Below are 18,935 nucleotides of genomic sequence, written 5' to 3'. Positions count from 1 at the left end.
CGGTTTTCCTGCGTGTGCTTTTCGCGCAGCGGACCGCGGGTGCCAGCCGGCACCCGGCCTTCCCTGCGCCCTCTTGGACAAGAGGGTGGAGTGACGAAGCAAAGCTCGGGCGAAACGCGCCGCGAGGATGTGAAACTGTGTCTTCAAATCAAAATGCGAGCTGGAAGAGTGGCACTGCCGCCCCATACTCCGTCATTGCGAGCGCAGCGAAGCAATCCAGTCTGCCGCCGCGGAGGGATTCTGGATTGCTTCCGCCTTCGCTAAAGCTTCGGCGGACAAGTCGCTACGCTCGCAATGACGATGTGGAGAGAGTGTGGGCCAAACTCCTCCCTGGGTAATGGGTCTTGGCCTTCGCCAGGACGACGCCGGAATTGGTGGTCATCAGTTTGACCCACACCCCATCACAACCAATTGTTTTTCGAGTGTCTTTATTCGGAAACAATCATTCCCTATTATCCCGCAATGCAAAAAGCCGCTCGCAAATCCAGCTCCGTCGCCCGTCCGCCCGGCCGTCCCCGGGAGTTCGACATGGACACCGCGCTCGACAGGGCCGTCCGCGTGTTCTCCGAGCGCGGTTATCATGCCACCTCGATCGGCGATCTCACCGCGGCGATGCGGCTGGCGACGGGCAGTGTCTATAAGGCGTTTCGCGACAAGCATGCGGTGTTTCTCGCCGCCTTCGAGCGCTACGTCGCGTTGCGCCAGGAGCAGTCCCGTAGCGCGGCGGCGCAGGGCGCCAACGGCCGCGAGCGGCTGCGCAACCTGCTGCTCTCGTATGTGGAGCACTCCCAGGGCAGCGAGGGGCGGCGCGGCTGTCTCGTGGTCGGCAGCGCGGTCGAATTGTCCGCGGTCGATCCGGTGGTGGCCGCCCTCGTCAGCGCGCGGCTCGAGACCAACGAAGGCTTCATCGCCGGCCTCATTCGCGAGGGGCAGGCTGACGGCTCTATACCCCGCCATGTCGCCGCCGACGACACCGCGCGCCTGATGATCTGCATCACGCAGGGTCTGCGCGTCGTCGGCAAGACGCGCCTTTCGCTCGACGGCAAGCGCCTGGTCGCGGTCGCGATGAAGCTGCTCGCCTGAATTTTTTGTCATATTAGGAAACAAGCGTTTCCTATATCTGGAGACTATGTGAATGACGATGAATGCGACGATCGAGACCGCCCCCGAACCGGATGCGGTGTCGCAGCGCCTGACCTTCGTGCTTGCCGCGGCCTGTGGCATGGTCGCCGCCAACATCTATTACGCCCAGCCGCTGATCGCCCCGATCAGCGCCGCGCTCGGCCTGTCGCATGAGGCGGCGGGACTGATCGTCACCATGACGCAGATCGGCTACGGCGTGGGGCTTCTCTTCATCGTGCCGCTCGGCGACCTCCTCGAGAACCGCACCCTGATCTGCTCCGTCATCGCGCTCGGCGCCGCGGCCCTGCTTGCCGCGGGGGTCGCGTCCCACGCGCTGCCGTTCCTGATCGCCGCGCTGTTTATCGGGCTCGGCTCGGTCGCGGTGCAGATCATCATTCCCTATGCGGCGCACCTTGCGCCGGCAGCCATTCGCGGCCGTGTCGTCGGCAACGTCTCGACCGGCTTGATGCTCGGCATCATGCTGGCGCGGCCGGTGTCGAGCTTCGTCACGGCGATGCTGTCGTGGCACGCGGTGTTCTTCTGCTCGGCCGCACTGATGATCGTGCTCGCAGCGGTACTCTGGATGACGCTGCCGAAGCGCAAGCCGGTCGCGCGGATGCATTACGGCGCGTTGCTGCTGTCGATGCCGCATCTGGCGCGGACCACGCCGCTGCTGCGCCGCCGCGCGCTGTACCAGGCCAGCCTGTTTGGCGCCTTCAGCCTGTTCTGGACCGTGACGCCGCTGCTGCTCGCGAGCGAGTTCGGCTTCACCCAGCGCGGCATTGCGCTGTTCGCGCTCGCCGGTGTCGCCGGCGTGTTCGCGGCGCCGATCGCGGGGCGGCTTGCCGATCGCGGCCACAGCCGCATGGCAACACTGGTCGCGCTGCTGCTCGCGGCCGTAGGCTTCCTGATCACGCATGTCGGCGCGCCCGGATCGGTGCTGAACCTCGCCTGCCTGGTCGTGGCGGCGATCGCGATCGACATCGGCGTGCAGGGCAACGTCGTGCTCGGTTTCCGCGCCATCTTCGCGCTGGGGCATGAGCACCGCAGCCGCCTCAACGGCCTCTACATGGCGACGTTCTTCACCGCGGGCGCGGCGGGCTCGGCGGTCGGCGCCTGGGCGTTCGCGCAAGGCGGCTGGACGCTGGCATCGGCCATTGGCCTCGCGCTGCCCGTCGCAGGCCTGGTCTATGCGGCCAGCGAGTAGGGGCCACGGTCGCCTAAATTGTGCGATTCGGCCCGTTTACCAAGGTCGTCCGGCCGGCAATTTCCACCTCGCAGTTTCCCTGCCGCTGTAGTACTTTGGTCGCAAGCGAGCCTGGTTAACGGGCGGCAGGGGGAGGCTGATGAGGCGTGCGGGGCTGGTTGGCGTACCGCGGGTACGACCATGGTCGTGGCAGGCGTTTCTGCTTGGATTCGTCGTTGTCGCGATGTCGGCTGCGCTCCAGGGCGTCTGTGTCGCGCTCGGCGCAAAACTCTATTTCGCGGCGTTCCTGCCCAGCCTGTTCGTGCTCGGTCTTGTCGCAGGCGCGCCGGCGGCGGCGTTCGCTGCGGTGCTCACCATTCCGCTGGTGTGGTGGGCGTTCATGCCGCCCTTCTTCGAGTTCAATTCTCTGACCAGCGCGCATGCCGATTCCATCAAGCTGTTCTGCCTGCTCGCGGTGCTGGTGATCGGCCTTGCCGATCTCTGCCGCGAGATCATCAACCGCGGTGGATTGAAGCCGCGCAGCGAGAGCGCGGCAACGAATTCGCAATAGATCGACCTTGTACGGCCGCGCACGTTGCGCGCGGGCAACAGTCCGGAAACCATTCGCGCGCTTGCCGCGCGGCGCTAACTTTTCGAAAAAGATTTGGCCGCAATTTCTCCCCCGGGAATGACGAGGGAGTTTTCGGACATGAACGGCCCAATAACCGGTCACGCCATCTTGGAGAACGTGCGCCGCTACCGCGGTATCGCGTCGCTCTATCGCCAGACCGCTGCATTCCGCCCGGACCAGAGCTGGTCGCTGCTCGAGCAGGCGAGGGATTGGGAAGCACGGGCGCTGCTGGAGCTGGAAGCCTATTTCGCCGCGCGGATGGATTACGCTGCGACCCGTGCGGCCTGATCGTTAACCATCGGCGCGGCCTTGGGCAGGCTCGCCGAAGGGTCGGTCGTCGGGTCGTGCACGGAAAACACGGGTCGACTACGGAGTTATCTCGACCCCCGCCTATGCTAGCAACGTCCCGACAGAGACATCCCAATTCGGCCGGGGCAAGCGATGACCACCTTCAACCGCATCTTCACGACCGAGCGCCTGCTCCAGATCATCGTCATTCTCGCGGCCACGGTCGCGATGAAGCTGATGGGCTGAATTTCGGCGGACTATCGCGCGCCGAATTCGGGCAATTCGGGCAGATAGTTCGACCCCTCCGATCCCAAGAAATCGAACATCGCCTGGGCCGGCGGCAACAGCACCTTGTCGCTGCGGCGGATCACGTACCATTGCCGCACGATCGGCAGGCCCGCGACGTCGAGCACGATCAGCCGGCCCTCGGTGAGCTCGTGCGCCACGGTGTGGGCCGAGATGAAGGCGATGCCGAGCCCGGCGATGACAGCCTGCTTGATGGTCTCGTTGCTGCTCATCTCCATGCCGATGATCGGCTCGAGATCCGACCTTTGGAACATGCCTTCCATCAGCGTCCGCGTCCCCGAGCCGGGCTCGCGGGTGAGGAAGGTCTCGTGCACGAGGTCGGTGAGGTTGAGGCCGGAATCCTTCTCCAGCCAGTGCCCCTTCCGCGCGACGATGATGTGCGGATTGCGCCCGAGCTGCCGGACGTCGACGCTGACGTCGGCCGGTGGCCGACCCATCACCGCGAAGTCGAGGTCGTAGCCGTGCATGGCCTCGCGGATCTCCTCGCGATTGCCGACCGTGAGCTTGAGCTCGATCTTCGGATACCGCTTCGAGAATGCCGCGATCGCGTGCGGCACGAAATATTTTGCGGTCGAGACAGCGCCGAGATGGACCGTGCCGCCGGTTCGCCCCGCAAGCAGGTCGAGCGAACCCTGGCAGTCGGTGATTGCGGCTTCGACGCGCTCTGCGAGGGTGAGCACCTCCTTGCCCGCCTCCGTCAGCAGCATGCCGTCGCCGGTCCGCTGCAGCAGCGGCAGGCCGGCGAGATCCTGAAGCTGGCGCAGTTGCTGGGTCACGGCCGGCTGTGTCAGGCCGAGCTGGGTCGAGGCTGCCGTGACGCTGCCCTTGGCGGCGAGCGCCGCGAGCGAGCGAAGCTGCCGGATCGTCAGATGCCGGAGCTGCGCCGCTGTATGGGCATTATAAGATATTTCTTTGGCGCTCATTATGAATAGAAATTTTCCTTATTAAGCCACCCCTGTCAATCTCGTCGTTGTCGGCACTGACCGCACCGACCTCCAGCGAGGAGGGAACTGGATACGGCACCGGCAAAGGGGATGGACGCAGATGACCGGGCAACTCAGGCTGGACGACCACCTTCAGCGGTATTCCGAGACGGCGCCGCATGCGCTGGCCGTAGCGGCCGCAGTCGACGCCATCGCGGCGGCCGCGATCGAGATCGCCGATCTCATCGCCACCGGAGACCTTGCGGACGCATCGGGCCTGACCACCGGCCGCAACAGCGACGGTGACGTCCAGCGCGATCTCGACGTGCAGGCCGACGCGATCCTGCGCCGCTGCCTCGGCAAGCTGCCGATCGCGGCACTGGCGTCAGAGGAGATGCGCGAACCACAGATCGGCGACCGCAATGCCAAGATTTGCGTCGCGATCGATCCGCTCGACGGCTCCTCCAACATCGACATCAACATGACCGTGGGCACGATCTTCTCGATCCTGCCGGCGCCCGATGATCTCGCGCTCGCCTTCCATCAGCGCGGCTCGGCGCAGCTCGCGGCGGGGTTCGTCACCTACGGCCCGCAGACCTCGCTGGTGCTGACGCTTGGCGAGGGCGTCGATATCTTCACGCTGGACCGCAAGTCCGGTTGCTTCCGTCTCGCGCGCAGCGCCGTGCAGATCTCCGAGACCTGCGAGGAGTTCGCGATCAACGCCTCGAACCGCCGGCATTGGGAACAGCCGGTGCGCGCCTTCGTCGACGAATGCCTCGCCGGTGTGGAAGGGCAGGCCAACCACAATTTCAACATGCGCTGGGTCGGCTCGCTGGTTGCCGAGGCCTATCGCATCCTCACCCGCGGTGGCGTGTTCCTCTATCCCTCCGATGCACGGCCCGGCTATGGCGACGGCCGCCTGCGCCTCGTCTACGAGGCGCACCCGATGGCTTACATCGTCGAGCAGGCCGGCGGCTCGGCGTCGACTGGGCGCGAACGCATCCTCGACCTCTCAGCGCAGAGCCTGCATCAGCGCGTGCCGCTGATCATGGGCTCGAGCAACGAGGTGCAGCGCGTCGAGGAACTCCATTGCGATCCCTTGCTGGTCGCCAGCGTCTCCGCACCGCTGTTCGCGCGGCGCGGCTTCTTCCGGCTGTAGGCGAGGCATCCCATGTCCAGGAAGCATCCGATCATCTCCATCACCGGCTCCTCCGGCGCCGGCACCACGTCGGTCAAGAAGACTTTCGAGCAGATATTCTTCCGCGAGAAGGTCAACGCCGCCTACATCGAAGGCGACGCCTTCCATCGTTACGATCGCGTGGAAATGCGCGCGCAGATGGCGAAGGAGGCCGATCGCGGCAACAGGCATTTCAGCCATTTCAGCCCCGAGACCAATCTGTTCGAGGAGCTGGAGCGGGCGTTCCGCGACTATGGCGAGACCGGTACGGCGACGACGCGGCACTACGTCCACGACGCCGAGGAATCCGCGCTGCATGGCACCGCACCCGGCACCTTCACCGAATGGAAACGGCTGCCGGAGAGCTCCGATCTGCTGTTCTACGAGGGCCTGCACGGCGCGGTGGTCACCGACAAGGTCAACGTCGCGCGCTATGCCGACCTCAAGATCGGCGTCGTGCCCGTCATCAATCTCGAATGGATCCAGAAGCTGCACCGCGACCGCAGTGCGCGAGGCTATTCGACCGAGGCCGTCACCGACACAGTTCTGCGGCGGATGCCCGACTACATCCACTACATCTGCCCGCAATTTTCCGAGACCGACATCAACTTCCAGCGCGTGCCGACGGTGGACACCTCCAATCCGTTTATCGCGCGCTGGATCCCGACGCCGGACGAATCGATGGTCGTGATCCGCTTCAAGAACCCGCGCGGCATCGACTTCCCCTATCTGCTCTCGATGCTGCCGCAAAGCTGGATGTCGCGTGCCAATTCGATCGTGTGCCCCGGCGCGAAACTCGATCTTGCCATGCAGCTGATCCTGACGCCGCTGATCATGCAGCTCATCGAGCGCAAGCGAAACCTGAAGTGAATAAGGGGAGGATCCGATGAACATCTCCGTCCACGCCGACGCCGACCTCACGCCGGTCTCGCACAGCGATCTCGCCAACGCCGTCCGCTTCCTCGCGGTCGACGCCATCGAAGTCTCGCAATCCGGCCATCCCGGCCTGCCCATGGGCATGGCCGATGTCGCGACCGTGCTGTTCTCGCGGTTCCTGAAATTCGACTCGGCTCACCCCCATTGGCCGGACCGCGATCGCTTCGTGCTGTCGGCGGGCCATGGCTCGATGCTGCTCTATGCATTGCTCCATCTCACCGGCGGCGACCTCAGCCTCGATGACATCAAGGCCTTCAGGCAATGGGGCTCGAAGACGCCGGGCCATCCGGAATATGGCCATACGCCGGGCGTCGAGACGACGACCGGTCCGCTGGGGCAGGGAATTGCGACCGCAGTGGGCATGGCGCTAGCCGAGCGCATGGCCAATGCGCGGCATGGCGACGGCCTCGTCGATCACTTTACGTATGTGGTCGTTGGTGACGGCTGCCTGATGGAAGGCATCAGCCAGGAAGCGATTTCGCTCGCCGGCCATCTCGGGCTCGGCCGCCTGATCGTGCTGTTCGACGACAACGGCATCTCCATCGATGGCCCGACGTCGCTTGCGACCTCCGACGACCAGCTCGCGCGCTTCGCTGCCTCCGGCTGGTCGGTGCGTCGTGTCGACGGGCACGATCCCGAAGCAGTTGCACAGGCGATTGCCGAGGAGCGTGAGAGTGCAAGGCCGTCGCTGATCGCCTGCCGCACCATCATCGGCTATGGTGCGCCGGATCGTCAGGGCACCGAGAAGGCGCATGGCGCGCCGCTCGGCACCGAGCAGACCGCGGCGGCGCGGCGAACGCTCGGCTGGGACTATCAGCCCTTCGTGGTGCCGATCCCGATCCTGAAAGCATGGCGGATGATCGGGCAGCGCGGGCAGGTCGAGCGTCTCGCCTGGCTCGATCGCTATGAATGCGCGACGGCCGAGCAGCGCGATCTGTTTGTCGAGGGCAAAGCGGTTGCCCTGCCGACCGCCTATGCCCAGGCCTCGGCGAAATTGCGCGAACGCTTTGCCACCGAGCGTCCGAAGCTCGCGACGCGGCAGGCGTCGCAACAGGTGCTCGAGGCCATCGCAGGGACGATTCCCGGATTTGTCGGTGGTTCGGCGGACCTGACGCATTCGAACCTGACGCATGTCAAGGTGCAGACCCCGGTCAAGTGCGACGCGTTCGCCGGCGATTACATCCATTACGGCATCCGCGAGCATGGCATGGCGGCCGCGATGAACGGCCTCGCGCTGCACGGCGGCTTCATTCCCTATGGCGGGACCTTCCTCGCCTTCTCCGATTACAGCCGGCCGGCGATCCGCCTTGCGGCCTTGATGCGGATCCGCGTCATTCATGTGATGACCCACGACTCCATTGGCCTCGGTGAGGACGGCCCCACGCACCAGCCGGTCGAGCATCTCGCGGCGCTCCGCGTCATTCCGAACCTCCTCGTGTTCCGGCCGGCCGACGCGGTTGAGACGCTGGAAGCATGGGACTGCGCGCTCCAATCTGAAAATCGTCCCTCCGTGCTGTGCCTGTCCCGTCAGGCTCTGCCGACCTTCCGCAGCGATGTCCGCGGTAAGAACCGCGTCGCACGGGGCGCCTATCTCATTGTTTCGCCAGAGGGCGGCCGAGACGTGACGCTCATCGCAACGGGTTCGGAAGTGTCTATTGCGCTGGAGGCGGCCCGCCTGCTCGCCACCGAGCACGTCCGCGCGGCCGTGGTCTCCGCGCCCTGCTTCGCGTTGTTCGAGGAGCAGCCGGAGGACTACCGCGCTGCCGTGCTCGGCACCGCGCCACGGATCGGCATCGAGGCGGCAGTCGCCGGCGATTGGCATCGATGGATCGGCACTGACGGCGAATTCGTCGGCATGCGCGGCTTCGGTGCCTCGGCGCCAGCCCCAGTGCTCTACCGCGAATTCGGCATCACGCCGCAAAGCGTTGCGGAAGCCGCTCGGCGGGCGATCGCCCGCGCCGGCAAGCAATAACAGGAGAAATTGTCGTGGCCCGTATCACCCTTCGTCAGCTACTCGACCACGCCGCCAGTCACGGCTACGCGGTGCCGGCGTTCAACATCAACAACATGGAGCAGGGCATCGCCATCATGCAGGCGGCGGCCGAGGTCGATGCGCCCGTGATTATCCAGGCTTCGCGCGGCGCGCGCAGCTATGCCGGCGACCTCATGCTCTCGCACATGATCGACGCGCTGGAGCGGACCTATCCGGACATCCCGCTGTGCATGCACCAGGACCATGGCAACGACGAGGCGACCTGCGCGTCCGCGATCGCCCATGGTTTCACCTCGGTGATGATGGACGGCTCCCTCAAGGCCGACGCCAAGACCGCGGCCGATTACGACTACAACGTTGCGATCACCCGCCGCGTCGTCGATCTCGCTCATTGGGTCGGTGCCTCCGTCGAAGGCGAGCTCGGCGTGCTCGGCTCGCTCGAACATGGCGGCGGCGAGCAGGAGGATGGCCATGGCGTCGAGGGCGAGGTCAGCCACGACCAACTGCTGACCGATCCCGACCAGGCGGTGGACTTCGTCCGCGCCACCAAGGTCGATGCGCTCGCGATCGCGATGGGCACCTCGCACGGCGCCTACAAATTCAGCCGCAAGCCGGATGGCGACATTCTGGCGATGCGGGTGGTCGAGGAGATCCACCGCCGGCTGCCGAACACGCATCTCGTGATGCACGGCTCTTCCTCGGTGCCGCAGCCGCTCCAGGATATGTTCAACCAGTTCGGCGGCGAGATGCCGCAGACCTGGGGCGTGCCGGTCGAGGAGATCGTCCGCGGTATCAAGAGCGGCGTGCGCAAGGTCAATATCGACACCGACTGCCGGCTGGCGATGACCGCGGTGTTCCGCAAGGTCGCCGCGCAAACGCGCTCCGAGTTCGATCCGCGCAAATTCCTCAAGCCCGCGATGGATGCGATGCGCGAGCTCTGCCGCGAGCGCTTCGAGCAGTTCGGCACCGCTGGCCACGCAAGCAAGATCAAGGTCATTCCCTTGAGCGAGATGGCGCGGCGCTACCGCGCCGGAGAACTCGATCCGAGCATCGACGCCCGCGAGCCCGTCGCGGCCTAATCATTCAGAGAGAAAGAGCAGGAGAGAGCCATGAATGCACATGCAGGAACCGTCCGCGGCAAGGAAAGATACCGATCCGGCGTGATGGAATACAAGCGCATGGGCTATTGGGAGCCCGACTACGTGCCAAAGGACACCGACGTCATCGCGCTGTTCCGCGTCACGCCGCAAGAGGGCGTCGATCCGATCGAGGCGTCGGCCGCTGTCGCCGGCGAATCCTCGACAGCGACCTGGACGGTGGTGTGGACCGATCGCCTGACCGCCGCGGAGAAGTATCGCGCGAAATGCTATCGCGTCGATCCGGTGCCGGGCACGCCGGGCTCGTATTTCGCCTACATCGCCTATGATCTCGACCTGTTCGAGCCTGGTTCGATCGCCAACCTCTCGGCCTCGATCATCGGCAACGTGTTCGGCTTCAAGCCACTGAAAGCGCTGCGGCTGGAGGACATGCGTTTCCCGGTCGCGTATGTGAAGACGTTCCAGGGACCGGCAACCGGCATCGTGGTCGAGCGCGAGCGGCTCGACAAGTTCGGGAGGCCGCTGCTCGGCGCGACCGTGAAGCCGAAGCTCGGGCTTTCGGGCCGTAATTATGGCCGCGTCGTCTACGAGGCGCTGAAGGGCGGGCTAGACTTCACCAAGGACGACGAGAACATCAACTCGCAGCCCTTCATGCACTGGCGCGATCGCTTCCTCTATTGCATGGAGGCGGTGAACCGGGCGCAGGCGGCCTCCGGCGAGGCGAAGGGCACCTACCTGAACATCACCGCGGGAACGATGGAGGACATGTACGAGCGCGCGGAGTTCGCGAAGGAGCTCGGGTCGTGCATCGTCATGATCGACCTCGTGATCGGCTACACCGCGATCCAGTCGATGGCGAAATGGGCGCGGCGCAACGACATGATCCTGCATCTGCATCGCGCCGGTCACTCGACCTACACGCGGCAGAAAAGCCATGGCGTGTCGTTCCGCGTCATCGCCAAGTGGATGCGGCTCGCCGGCGTCGATCACATCCATGCCGGCACGGTGGTCGGCAAGCTCGAGGGCGATCCGAACACCACGCGCGGCTATTACGATGTCTGCCGCGAAGACTTCAACCCGACCAAACTCGAACACGGCCTGTTCTTCGACCAGTCCTGGGCGAGCCTGAACAAGATGATGCCGGTCGCCTCCGGCGGCATCCATGCCGGCCAGATGCATCAGCTGCTCGACCTGCTCGGCGAGGATGTCGTGCTGCAGTTCGGCGGCGGCACCATCGGCCATCCCATGGGCATCGCGGCCGGCGCGATCGCCAACCGCGTCGCGCTGGAAGCGATGATCCTCGCCCGCAACGAGGGGCGCGACTACGTCCATGAAGGTCCGGAGATCCTGGCCAGGGCGGCCGAGACCTGCACGCCGCTGAAAGCTGCACTCGAGGTCTGGAAGGACGTCTCCTTCAATTATGAATCCACCGATACGCCGGACTTCGTGCCGACCGCGCTCGAAACCGTTTGAGGAGATTTGACATGAAGCTGACCCAAGGCTGCTTCTCGTTCCTGCCCGATCTGACCGACGACCAGATCACCAAGCAGGTGCAGTATTGCCTGACCAATGGCTGGGCGGTGAACATCGAGTTCACCGACGATCCACATCCCCGCAACACCTATTGGGAGATGTGGGGCCTGCCGATGTTCGATCTCCAGGACGCCGCCGGCGTGATGATGGAGCTCGCCGAATGCCGCAGAGTGTATGGCGACCGCTACATCCGTCTCAGCGGCTTCGACTCCAGCCATGGCTGGGAATCGGTTCGGATCTCGTTCATCGTCAATCGCCCGCCGCAGGAGGCCGAGTTCGAGCTGGTGCGGCAGGAGGTGGGCGGACGCGCGATCCGCTACACCACCATGCGCCGGCAGCCCGCGCACGCGCCAACCTAACTCATTCTCCTCCGCGCGGAGCACTCCCTGCTCCGTTTCCTTGGCGGACCACTGCTTCGCCGCTCTCCCGCGGCGAAGCCCTTTTCTTCGAGGTGCCGATGCTGGATGTTCCCCATGCAATGACCACTGAGCCCGGCGAGACCAGTTTCGATCTCCGCAAGGAGGCCGAAGAGGCTGGAATCACCGGCACGCTGCAACAGCTCGAGCAGGAGCTGATAGGATTGAAGCCGGTGAAGAACCGCGTGCGCCAGATCGCGTCGCTCTTGCTGATCGAACGTATCCGGCAGCGTGCGGGACTGGCTTCGTCGCCGCCGACGCTGCACATGTCGTTCACCGGCAATCCCGGCACCGGCAAGACGACCGTCGCACTGCGCATGGCGAAGATCCTGCACGGCCTCGGCTTCGTGCGGCGCGGGCAGGTGATCTCGGTGACGCGCGATGATCTCGTCGGCCAGTATATCGGCCACACCGCTCCGAAGACCAAGGAGATCCTGAAGAAGGCGATGGGCGGCGTGCTGTTCATCGACGAGGCCTATTATCTCCACCGTCCCGACAACGAGCGCGACTACGGCCAGGAGGCGATCGAGATTTTGCTCCAGGTGATGGAAAACCAGCGCGAGGACCTCGTCGTGATCCTTGCCGGCTATGGCGAGCGGATGACGAGCTTCTTCGCCTCCAATCCCGGCTTCCGTTCGCGCATCGCCCACCACATCGACTTTCCGGACTATGCGGAAGCCGAGCTGCTCGTCATCGCCGAGCTGATGCTGAAGGAACGGGGTTATCGCCTGTCGGCGGCGGCGCGTGAGGCGTTCGAGAAATACATCGCGCTGCGCCGGACCCAGCCGTTCTTCTCCAATGCGCGCTCGATCCGCAACGCCGTCGACCGCATCCGCCTGCGGCAGGCCGATCGCCTGGTATCCGATCTCGATCGCATGCTCGAGATCGCCGACCTCGAAACCATCGATCCCATGGATGTCCTGGCGAGCCGCGTCTTCAGCGGCGGTGCGGACGCGCAGAGGAGTGCGAAGCCATGACGAGAGAAATCCTCATCGCGCCGTCGATCCTGGCTGCGGATTTCGCACGCCTCGGCGAGGAGATCGCGGCGATCGACGCTGCGGGCGCCGACTGGATTCATTGCGACGTCATGGACGGGCATTTCGTCCCGAACATCAGTTATGGCGCGGACGTCATCAAGGCGATCCGGCCGCTGACGAAGAAAATCTTCGACGTGCATCTCATGATCGCGCCGGCCGATCCCTATCTCGAAGCGTTCGCGAAGGCGGGCGCGGATCTCATCACGGTGCATGCCGAAGCCGGTCCGCATCTCGATCGCTCGCTCCAGGCCATCCGGGCGCTCGGCAAGAAAGCCGGCGTCAGCCTGTGTCCCGCCACTCCCGAAGGCGCGATCGAGTATGTGCTCGATCGTCTCGACCTCGTCCTGGTGATGACGGTCAATCCGGGCTTTGGCGGCCAGTCCTTCCTCGAATCCCAGCTCGAGAAGATCGGGCGTATTCGAAGCATGATCGGCGAGCGGCCGATCCGGCTTGAGGTTGACGGCGGCATCACGCGCGACAATGCCGCGGCCGTGGCCGCTGCGGGCGCCGATACGCTTGTGGCGGGTTCCGCCGTGTTTCGCGGCAGGAGCAGCGCGGACTATGCCGGCAACATTGCGGCCATCCGCGCGGCTGCGGAAGCGGGCAGGGTTCCGAACCTGCAACATAGTTCGGAGCGGACGATGCGAGCCGGTGAGCCCGCGCTCATCCGGTAGACTACCGCCGGCACACATTGGCCCGCGGCAAGGTTCCGAAGCGTTGAGTCCGCGCTGATTGGAACTTTCGCCCGAACACGCGTTTGCCTAAAAACAAGCGCGTCTAGCGCGCGGCGGGCGCAGCAAATCTTTTGCACAACCGCCATCGGCCTGACGCAAATAAGGGCAATAAGCTCTGTGAATGCGAGGGAGGGTCTGATGGATAACGTACGTCGCTACCGCGCGCTAGCGTCCCTCTGTCGTCAGCAGGCCGCCTACCGGCCGCTCCAAAGCTGGGAACTGCTTGGCCAGGCCGAACATTTCGAATATCTCGCCGAGGTCGAACTCAAGGCGCATTTCGACGCGTGCAATGCGCCACACGACCAGGACGGCGTCGAGGCCACGGCGTGGGAGAGGCCCGCCGCGGCGTGACGGTCCGACTTGTTCGAATATGACCTGAACTTGCCGACGCCGGCACCGCTCAAGGACGCGGTTGTCAGCCCGAACGACAAGGCTTGTGACCGGCCCGTCCTGGATCAGCCCTCGATTAATGCGACATCAGCGTCGGGACGGTCATCGCTTCCAGCATGGCGCGGGTGACGCCGCCGAGGAACCGCTCCTGCAATCGCGAATGGCCGAAGCCGCCCATGACCAGGAGATCCAGGTTCTCATCGGCTGCCAGCGACAGCATGGTCGGCTGAATGTCGGAGCGCGCGGCCGACAGGTTGATGGTGCGGGTCGACAGTCCGCGCCGACCGAGGTGCCTTGCCAGATTGCGCGTCGAGACTTCGTCGGGAACCATGTCTGTTTCATTGATCGCAATGATCACGATCTCCTCGGCGCGGGCCAGGAATGGTGCGGCGTCGCGCATGGCGCGGGCGGCGAGGCGGCTGCCATCCCAACAGATGCCGATCCGTTTCGCCTTGAACGCTCCACGGAAGGTGTAGGGCAGGAAAAGCACCGGGCCGCCCGCCTGGAACAGGATCTCGCGGGGCACATCGTTGTCGAGTGAGCCTTGCGCCGGATCCGGCTGGAGCACGATGCTGAGATCGTGCAGCCGCGCCATCTCGCCGAGCAAGCCGACCGCATCCCCCGGCATCGCCCCGAGCGGTTGGCACGTGTAGGAAATGCCGGCGTTCATCGCATCGCTCTTGAATACCGCGAGCGCTGCCTCGGCCCGCTCCACTGCGCTTTCGCGTTCCATCTCGAACACCGCCGCCACGGCAGTGCCGCCCTCCATGATATAGCCGCGCTGGTTGCCACATAACCAACCGCGACTGCATCGAGATGGGCGTTGAGGCCCGCTGCGAGCGAGATCGAGCCGTCGATCACCGGGCGCATCGGCCTCTCGGTGGGGATGTGGACGAGAATGTCTTTGTACATGACGTGCCTCCGATGGACATCATCCGGTGGCCGCAGTCTTTCACGGTGCGCAGGGCCCGCGTTGAGCTGCATCAAACGTGCAGCCTCGAGTTTTGGACGTGTGCCTGCCCGGCTACTTTGCCAAGATTTAATCGCGTGGACGGGACGCTGTAAGGTGGCGACCACCATGTTGGGTGCAAGGCGACTTACCCAACATGGACATATCGACATGAGCGATCGCGTCAATTCCGACACCACAACGTCCCGCAAGGTCCTGAGGCCGCGCCGGCTCGCGCTGCTCGGCACCGTGGCCGCACTTGGCCTGGCCGTGCTGGCGACTGCGCCCGGCTCTTCGCCGTTCAGCGCGAGCTCCTTCATCGCGCCCGCCCAGGCCGCGGAGAGCGCCGCGACACCGCCGGGCTTCGGCGACCTCGTCAGCAAGGTCAAACCCGCCGTCATCTCGGTCCGGGTCAGGATCGACCAGGACAACGACAAGAGCGCGATGCTGCAACAGAACCGGATGGATTCGGACGAGGCATCGCCGTTCGACCAGTTCTCGCGGCAATTCGGCTTCCGCGGCCCTGGCATGGAAGGGATGCCGCGCCAGCACCGCCAGATGATCACGGGTGAGGGCTCCGGCTTCTTCATCTCCGCGGACGGCTACGCCGTGACCAACAACCACGTCGTCGATCACGCCGAGTCGGTGCAAGTGACGATGGACGACGGCACGATCTACAGCGCGAAAGTGGTTGGCACCGATCCGAAGACGGATCTCGCGCTGATTAAGGTCGAGGGCAAGAAGGATTTTCCGTTCGTCAAATTCTCCGACCAGAAGCCGCGCATCGGCGACTGGGTGGTCGCCGTCGGCAATCCCTTCGGCCTCGGCGGCACCGTGACCGCCGGCATCGTCTCGGCCAGCGGCCGCGACATCGGCAACGGTCCCTATGACGACTTCATCCAGATCGACGCGCCGATCAACAAGGGCAATTCCGGTGGCCCGGCCTTCGACATGAACGGCAACGTGATCGGCGTGAACACCGCGATCTTCTCGCCCTCCGGCGGCTCGGTCGGCATCGGCTTCGACATTCCGGCCTCGACCGCAAAGTTGGTCATCGCACAGTTGAAGGACAAGGGCGCGGTCACACGCGGCTGGCTCGGCGTGCAGGTGCAACCGGTGACGTCGGATATCGCCGACAGCCTCGGCCTCAAGGAGGCGCGCGGCGCGATCGTCGACAATCCGCAGGACGGCAGCCCGGCGGCGAAGGCGGGCATCGAGGCGGGCGACGTCATCACCGCCGTCAACGGCACCGCGATCAAGGATTCCCGCGATCTCGCCCGCACCATCGCCACCCTGGCGCCGGGCACGTCTGTGAAGCTCGATGTCGTCCACAAGGGCAACGGCAAGACGGTGACACTGGCGCTCGGCGAGTTGCCGAACGAGCGGCAGGCGAGAGCCGACGAGGGCAAGTCGCAGCCAGATGCCGGCATGCCGCCGCGTCTCGGCCTCAGCCTGGCTCCGGCCGGCGACGTGCAGGGCGCCGGCCAGAAGGGCGTCGTCGTCACCGAAGTCGATCCGCAAGGGCCGGCCGCGCAGCGCGGCATCCAGACCGGCGACGTCATCCTCAATGTCGGCGGCAAGGCCGTCGCCAATATCGGCGATGTCCGTTCGGAGCTGGCGCAGGCGAAATCGTCCGGCAAGCGCAGCGTGCTGCTGCAGGTCAGAAGCGCGCAGGCGACCCGGTTCGTCGCGGTGCCGCTCGCATAAGGCGAACGTCGATCGGCGCCACTCCAAAAAGGCGGCCCACGGGCCGCCTTTCCTGTTCGCCTTCAGGATTCCGGATGCGCCGATAACATTCTCGTTAACGGCAGGGAGGATGACCCGGTTCGTCCGAAAAAGCCGTGTTCGCTCATCACAATTGCGGATCTCGTATGGACTCGGCGGCAATGAAGCCGCCGACGATTACAAGCGTGGAACTTCGAACTTGCCGCCGCTGAGCTGGACCGGCCGGCAATTCGTATTTGATCGGTGCCGACATGGATCGATTGAAGCTCTCGCTCAGGACTGCGCTGCTCGTGGCGCCATTCGTGCTATGGGGCGGAAACGCTCTCGGGCGTGACGACGGCCGCTACGCGGACTCTCCCCTCAAGCCATGGTTCGACGGCCTGCGCAGTCATCTCGGTCCGTGCTGCTCGGATGCAGATGGGTTTGCCGTCGCCGATCCCGATTGGGACTCGCACAATGGACATTATCGCGTGCGGCTCGACGGCGAGTGGGTCGAGGTGCCGGACGAAGCCGTGATCACCGAGCCGAACCGGGCCGGCCGCACCATGGTGTGGCCGGTGAAGACCGCGTTCGGCGTTTCGATCCGCTGCTTCATGCCGGGCAGCATGATCTGACGGAGGTCAGCGCGACCGTTTGGAGGATTTGCGCTTCGCCGTCTTCTTCGAAGTCTTCTTGGTTTTCCTTGAAGTCTTCTTCGACGTTTTCTTCGACGTCTTCTTGGACGTCTTCCGCTTCGCGGCTTTCTTTGGGACCTTCTTGCCCTTCTTGCGCGCCTTCGACAGGCCGATCGCGATCGCCTGCTTTCGGCTCTTCACGCGTCCGCCTCGACCGCCAGGTCCGCTTTTCGCGGTACCCTTCTTGTAGCGCTTCATCTCGCCTTCGACATCGCTGCCGGAGCTGCGCGAGTAGCGGCGCTTCTTTGCCTTGCGTGCCATGCATGTTCTCCCTTGGCCTGGGAAAACAATCCGGGACAGGCATGGTTCCGAAAGCGCGCATGCACGTCCCGGATACGCGGCTTAGTCTAGAACGAATCCGCTAGCTCGATCTCCGCTTCCAGCACCTGAATGCGCCGCGCTGCCTCGCTGGAGGACAGATCCCGCGCATATTGCGCAGGTTGATACGCCTCTTCGCTCAGTCGCTTCAGCCGGAGGCCCTGCGCCCGCGTCATCTGCTCGGCGAGGAAAGTCTTAGCGGTGAGGAAAGTCTTGGCGTCGTATTTACCCTGAACCTGCATGTCGCTTCTCCCTTCTGAAATCGTGACTTGACTATATGTTCTTATTTTGTTCTAACAAGCCATGGACAACAGAATTAATGAAATTCGACGTAAAATCAGCGCCTTGAGGCTGGAAATGGCCGATATCGAAGTGTCCGTGCGCGAGCTCGTCGAGCGCGATCGCGACTGCACAGAGAAGGCCCTGGCGCAGATGGATCTGCGCCGGAAAATCAATCTGCTGATCGGCGAATGGAAGGCTGCAGGTGGCGGCGATGTCCTGCCGAATGTCCGCGACAGGATGAGCCTTCGTTCCGCGAAGGCATCAGGTAGTCCTCTGCGCGTGATCGCGCGCCGCTGAAAGCTTTGGGAGCGCATGGTGGAGGAAGACCCGGATGCGTACCGGATTCTAAAGCTGCGCGCCGAGATTCTCGAACTGGGCTCTGCCATTCGGCAGCTGCAACGCGAGGGGCTCGACGACGCCGCGGCCCAGCTCTTGATCGCGCGCAAGCGCGCACGACTCGATCATCTGGTGAGAGCTGATCCCGCCGGCGTTCATCCTGACATCCTGGGTAGCCATCGCAGCTGAAGCGTGCGCAACGCGGCCCGAGAAAGTTCGTTGGAACACCAAAGCAAAAGGCCCCGCGATCGCGGGGCCTTCATGATGTCGGGGAACACCTACTTGGTGTTGCTCATGCCGCCCTTGTTGTTCGTCATGGTGCCGCCCTGATCGGAGCCGGGACCGGAGCCGCCCTGACCGGAGGGATCAGCACCCTTGGAGGACTTGGTGTTGGCGCCTGTGGTGGTTTGCGACGATGACATCGAGGATCCGTGTTTTGCCTTGTGCGACTTGGCCTGCACGGCGAACGGTGCGGCGGCGAGGCCGGTTGCCAACATCACGGCAAGAGCGAGCTTAGTGGTCTTCATATGCGGGAACTCCCTGAGTTGAATTGACGCAGGCAGCCAACTGCCATTCGTCGCAGGAGTTCCGAACAAAGAAGTTCCGGTAAATCTCGCATCCTTCAAGATTGCTTGTCCTCTGCGAGCATGAATACGACGCCGGTCAGTGTCGCGCCGATCGCGAACGTCGTCACCAATGTGAGGGCGAAAACGACAACGGCCTGCCTGCCGCCGTTGTTCAGCAAATTGGCGACAGCTGGATTGGACAGCACGAGCACGAGGCTGAAAGCGAGCCCGAGGGCTGCGCCCATCATGGCGTGCGTCATCAGCTTGACGAGCCCGCTCGGAGAGATCAGGTCCGACGACTTTTTCGCGCGCATGG

22 protein-coding genes and 1 pseudogene are annotated in these 18,935 nt (G+C 64.4%); 17 read left to right on the top strand and 6 right to left on the bottom strand.

The genetic code is table 11. The features are described 5' to 3' along the window. Positions 1-462 precede the first annotated feature (462 nt). The 4 genes from AC0L20_RS24010 (at position 463) to AC0L20_RS23995 (ending at position 3,227) form a co-directional block, all read left to right on the top strand. Complete coding sequence (locus AC0L20_RS24010) at positions 463-1,083, top strand: TetR/AcrR family transcriptional regulator (RefSeq protein ID WP_473292842.1); 621 nt, start codon at positions 463-465, stop codon at positions 1,081-1,083. 52 nt (positions 1,084-1,135) lie between these two features. Beyond that, positions 1,136-2,329: an MFS transporter gene (locus tag AC0L20_RS24005; RefSeq protein ID WP_473292838.1), complete on the top strand. Its 1,194-nt coding sequence runs from the start codon at positions 1,136-1,138 to the stop codon at positions 2,327-2,329. 139 nt (positions 2,330-2,468) lie between these two features. Further along, positions 2,469-2,879 carry a DUF4118 domain-containing protein gene (locus AC0L20_RS24000; protein ID WP_473292835.1) on the top strand — a complete coding sequence of 137 codons (411 nt, stop codon included), beginning with the start codon at positions 2,469-2,471 and terminating at the stop codon, positions 2,877-2,879. Between the two features lie 138 nt (positions 2,880-3,017). Further along, the gene (locus AC0L20_RS23995; protein WP_473292833.1) at positions 3,018-3,227 is read left to right on the top strand and encodes a hypothetical protein; all 210 of its coding nucleotides are present in this window, start codon (positions 3,018-3,020) and stop codon (positions 3,225-3,227) included. Positions 3,228-3,484: 257 nt separating this feature from the next. Here AC0L20_RS23995 and AC0L20_RS23990 read toward each other — a convergent pair whose 3' ends face one another. Beyond that, positions 3,485-4,456: a LysR family transcriptional regulator gene (locus AC0L20_RS23990; RefSeq protein ID WP_473292831.1), complete on the bottom strand. Its 972-nt coding sequence runs from the start codon at positions 4,454-4,456 to the stop codon at positions 3,485-3,487. Between the two features lie 121 nt (positions 4,457-4,577). On the opposite strand from AC0L20_RS23990, the gene AC0L20_RS23985 reads away from it, so the two are divergent. The 9 genes from AC0L20_RS23985 (at position 4,578) to AC0L20_RS23945 (ending at position 13,730) form a co-directional block, all read left to right on the top strand. Then, positions 4,578-5,615, top strand: a complete 1,038-nt coding sequence (locus AC0L20_RS23985; protein WP_473292829.1) for a class 1 fructose-bisphosphatase — start codon at positions 4,578-4,580, stop codon at positions 5,613-5,615. 12 nt (positions 5,616-5,627) lie between these two features. Then, on the top strand, positions 5,628-6,503 hold the full coding sequence (locus AC0L20_RS23980) for a phosphoribulokinase (RefSeq protein ID WP_473292826.1): 876 nt from the start codon (positions 5,628-5,630) through the stop codon (positions 6,501-6,503). 16 nt (positions 6,504-6,519) lie between these two features. After that, positions 6,520-8,541: a transketolase gene (tkt, locus tag AC0L20_RS23975; RefSeq protein ID WP_473292823.1), complete on the top strand. Its 2,022-nt coding sequence runs from the start codon at positions 6,520-6,522 to the stop codon at positions 8,539-8,541. A gap of 14 nt (positions 8,542-8,555) precedes the next feature. Then, positions 8,556-9,641: a class II fructose-bisphosphate aldolase gene (gene fba, locus AC0L20_RS23970; protein WP_473292820.1), complete on the top strand. Its 1,086-nt coding sequence runs from the start codon at positions 8,556-8,558 to the stop codon at positions 9,639-9,641. A 30-nt stretch (positions 9,642-9,671) separates the two neighbouring features. Next, entirely contained in the window at positions 9,672-11,132 is a 1,461-nt protein-coding gene (locus AC0L20_RS23965) for a form I ribulose bisphosphate carboxylase large subunit (protein ID WP_027516500.1), read from the top strand. Positions 11,133-11,143: 11 nt separating this feature from the next. After that, complete coding sequence (locus AC0L20_RS23960) at positions 11,144-11,551, top strand: ribulose bisphosphate carboxylase small subunit (protein ID WP_473265135.1); 408 nt, start codon at positions 11,144-11,146, stop codon at positions 11,549-11,551. Between the two features lie 98 nt (positions 11,552-11,649). Then, positions 11,650-12,585 (top strand): CbbX protein, encoded by a 936-nt coding sequence (cbbX, locus tag AC0L20_RS23955; RefSeq protein WP_473292815.1) that lies wholly within the window; start codon positions 11,650-11,652, stop codon positions 12,583-12,585. Beyond that, positions 12,582-13,319 (top strand): ribulose-phosphate 3-epimerase, encoded by a 738-nt coding sequence (gene rpe, locus AC0L20_RS23950; protein WP_473292813.1) that lies wholly within the window; start codon positions 12,582-12,584, stop codon positions 13,317-13,319. The genes cbbX and rpe overlap by 4 nt, the downstream gene beginning before the upstream one ends. Before the next feature lie 198 nt (positions 13,320-13,517). Continuing rightward, entirely contained in the window at positions 13,518-13,730 is a 213-nt protein-coding gene (locus tag AC0L20_RS23945; RefSeq protein ID WP_456765519.1) for a hypothetical protein, read from the top strand. 115 nt (positions 13,731-13,845) lie between these two features. Here the strand turns inward: AC0L20_RS23945 and AC0L20_RS23940 are convergent. Then, a pseudogene (locus AC0L20_RS23940) lies at positions 13,846-14,681 on the bottom strand (universal stress protein). Between the two features lie 208 nt (positions 14,682-14,889). On the opposite strand from AC0L20_RS23940, the gene AC0L20_RS23935 reads away from it, so the two are divergent. Both AC0L20_RS23935 and AC0L20_RS23930 read left to right on the top strand, forming a co-directional pair. Next, positions 14,890-16,425 carry a Do family serine endopeptidase gene (locus tag AC0L20_RS23935; protein ID WP_473292808.1) on the top strand — a complete coding sequence of 512 codons (1,536 nt, stop codon included), beginning with the start codon at positions 14,890-14,892 and terminating at the stop codon, positions 16,423-16,425. Positions 16,426-16,694: 269 nt separating this feature from the next. After that, positions 16,695-17,057, top strand: coding sequence for a hypothetical protein (locus AC0L20_RS23930; protein ID WP_007607279.1), 363 nt, complete (start codon positions 16,695-16,697; stop codon positions 17,055-17,057). A gap of 6 nt (positions 17,058-17,063) precedes the next feature. On the opposite strand, the gene AC0L20_RS23925 is transcribed toward AC0L20_RS23930, so the two are convergent. Together AC0L20_RS23925 and AC0L20_RS23920 are read right to left on the bottom strand one after the other, a co-directional pair. After that, complete coding sequence (locus tag AC0L20_RS23925) at positions 17,064-17,378, bottom strand: DUF6496 domain-containing protein (RefSeq protein ID WP_473292805.1); 315 nt, start codon at positions 17,376-17,378, stop codon at positions 17,064-17,066. An 86-nt stretch (positions 17,379-17,464) separates the two neighbouring features. Further along, entirely contained in the window at positions 17,465-17,677 is a 213-nt protein-coding gene (locus tag AC0L20_RS23920; RefSeq protein WP_473292802.1) for a DUF3072 domain-containing protein, read from the bottom strand. A gap of 115 nt (positions 17,678-17,792) precedes the next feature. Here AC0L20_RS23920 and AC0L20_RS23915 point away from each other — a divergent pair, with 115 nt between their 5' ends. Both AC0L20_RS23915 and AC0L20_RS23910 read left to right on the top strand, forming a co-directional pair. Beyond that, a complete protein-coding gene (locus AC0L20_RS23915; RefSeq protein WP_473292798.1) occupies positions 17,793-18,014 on the top strand; it encodes a hypothetical protein in 222 nt (73 codons plus the stop codon). Positions 18,015-18,032: 18 nt separating this feature from the next. After that, a complete protein-coding gene (locus AC0L20_RS23910) occupies positions 18,033-18,242 on the top strand; it encodes a hypothetical protein (RefSeq protein WP_473292859.1) in 210 nt (69 codons plus the stop codon). An 89-nt stretch (positions 18,243-18,331) separates the two neighbouring features. Here the strand turns inward: AC0L20_RS23910 and AC0L20_RS23905 are convergent, their stop codons facing one another. Together AC0L20_RS23905 and AC0L20_RS23900 are read right to left on the bottom strand one after the other, a co-directional pair. Beyond that, positions 18,332-18,580: a hypothetical protein gene (locus tag AC0L20_RS23905; RefSeq protein ID WP_007594791.1), complete on the bottom strand. Its 249-nt coding sequence runs from the start codon at positions 18,578-18,580 to the stop codon at positions 18,332-18,334. A gap of 95 nt (positions 18,581-18,675) precedes the next feature. Next, a complete protein-coding gene (locus tag AC0L20_RS23900) occupies positions 18,676-18,933 on the bottom strand; it encodes a hypothetical protein (RefSeq protein ID WP_473292795.1) in 258 nt (85 codons plus the stop codon). Between the last annotated feature and the right edge of the window lie 2 nt (positions 18,934-18,935).

This window comes from Bradyrhizobium sp. Kon58, from assembly GCF_055807455.1.
Note: the sequence above shows the minus strand (reverse complement) of the source record. Positions and strands in the feature narration are given on the sequence as shown.

Bases quoted from the DNA above. Each gene is read 5' to 3' on its own strand.
- AC0L20_RS24010 (WP_473292842.1), top strand. From the start codon at position 463: ATGCAAAAAGCCGCTCGCAAATCCAGCTCCGTCGCCCGTCCGCCCGGC.
- AC0L20_RS24005 (WP_473292838.1), top strand. From the start codon at position 1,136: ATGACGATGAATGCGACGATCGAGACCGCCCCCGAACCGGATGCGGTG.
- AC0L20_RS24000 (WP_473292835.1), top strand. From the start codon at position 2,469: ATGAGGCGTGCGGGGCTGGTTGGCGTACCGCGGGTACGACCATGGTCG.
- AC0L20_RS23995 (WP_473292833.1), top strand. From the start codon at position 3,018: ATGAACGGCCCAATAACCGGTCACGCCATCTTGGAGAACGTGCGCCGC.
- AC0L20_RS23990 (WP_473292831.1), bottom strand. From the start codon at position 4,456: ATGAGCGCCAAAGAAATATCTTATAATGCCCATACAGCGGCGCAGCTC.
- AC0L20_RS23985 (WP_473292829.1), top strand. From the start codon at position 4,578: ATGACCGGGCAACTCAGGCTGGACGACCACCTTCAGCGGTATTCCGAG.
- AC0L20_RS23980 (WP_473292826.1), top strand. From the start codon at position 5,628: ATGTCCAGGAAGCATCCGATCATCTCCATCACCGGCTCCTCCGGCGCC.
- tkt (WP_473292823.1), top strand. From the start codon at position 6,520: ATGAACATCTCCGTCCACGCCGACGCCGACCTCACGCCGGTCTCGCAC.
- AC0L20_RS23965 (WP_027516500.1), top strand. From the start codon at position 9,672: ATGAATGCACATGCAGGAACCGTCCGCGGCAAGGAAAGATACCGATCC.
- AC0L20_RS23960 (WP_473265135.1), top strand. From the start codon at position 11,144: ATGAAGCTGACCCAAGGCTGCTTCTCGTTCCTGCCCGATCTGACCGAC.
- cbbX (WP_473292815.1), top strand. From the start codon at position 11,650: ATGCTGGATGTTCCCCATGCAATGACCACTGAGCCCGGCGAGACCAGT.
- rpe (WP_473292813.1), top strand. From the start codon at position 12,582: ATGACGAGAGAAATCCTCATCGCGCCGTCGATCCTGGCTGCGGATTTC.
- AC0L20_RS23945 (WP_456765519.1), top strand. From the start codon at position 13,518: ATGGATAACGTACGTCGCTACCGCGCGCTAGCGTCCCTCTGTCGTCAG.
- AC0L20_RS23935 (WP_473292808.1), top strand. From the start codon at position 14,890: ATGAGCGATCGCGTCAATTCCGACACCACAACGTCCCGCAAGGTCCTG.
- AC0L20_RS23930 (WP_007607279.1), top strand. From the start codon at position 16,695: ATGGATCGATTGAAGCTCTCGCTCAGGACTGCGCTGCTCGTGGCGCCA.
- AC0L20_RS23925 (WP_473292805.1), bottom strand. From the start codon at position 17,378: ATGGCACGCAAGGCAAAGAAGCGCCGCTACTCGCGCAGCTCCGGCAGC.
- AC0L20_RS23920 (WP_473292802.1), bottom strand. From the start codon at position 17,677: ATGCAGGTTCAGGGTAAATACGACGCCAAGACTTTCCTCACCGCTAAG.
- AC0L20_RS23915 (WP_473292798.1), top strand. From the start codon at position 17,793: ATGGCCGATATCGAAGTGTCCGTGCGCGAGCTCGTCGAGCGCGATCGC.
- AC0L20_RS23905 (WP_007594791.1), bottom strand. From the start codon at position 18,580: ATGAAGACCACTAAGCTCGCTCTTGCCGTGATGTTGGCAACCGGCCTC.
- AC0L20_RS23900 (WP_473292795.1), bottom strand. From the start codon at position 18,933: ATGCGCGCGAAAAAGTCGTCGGACCTGATCTCTCCGAGCGGGCTCGTC.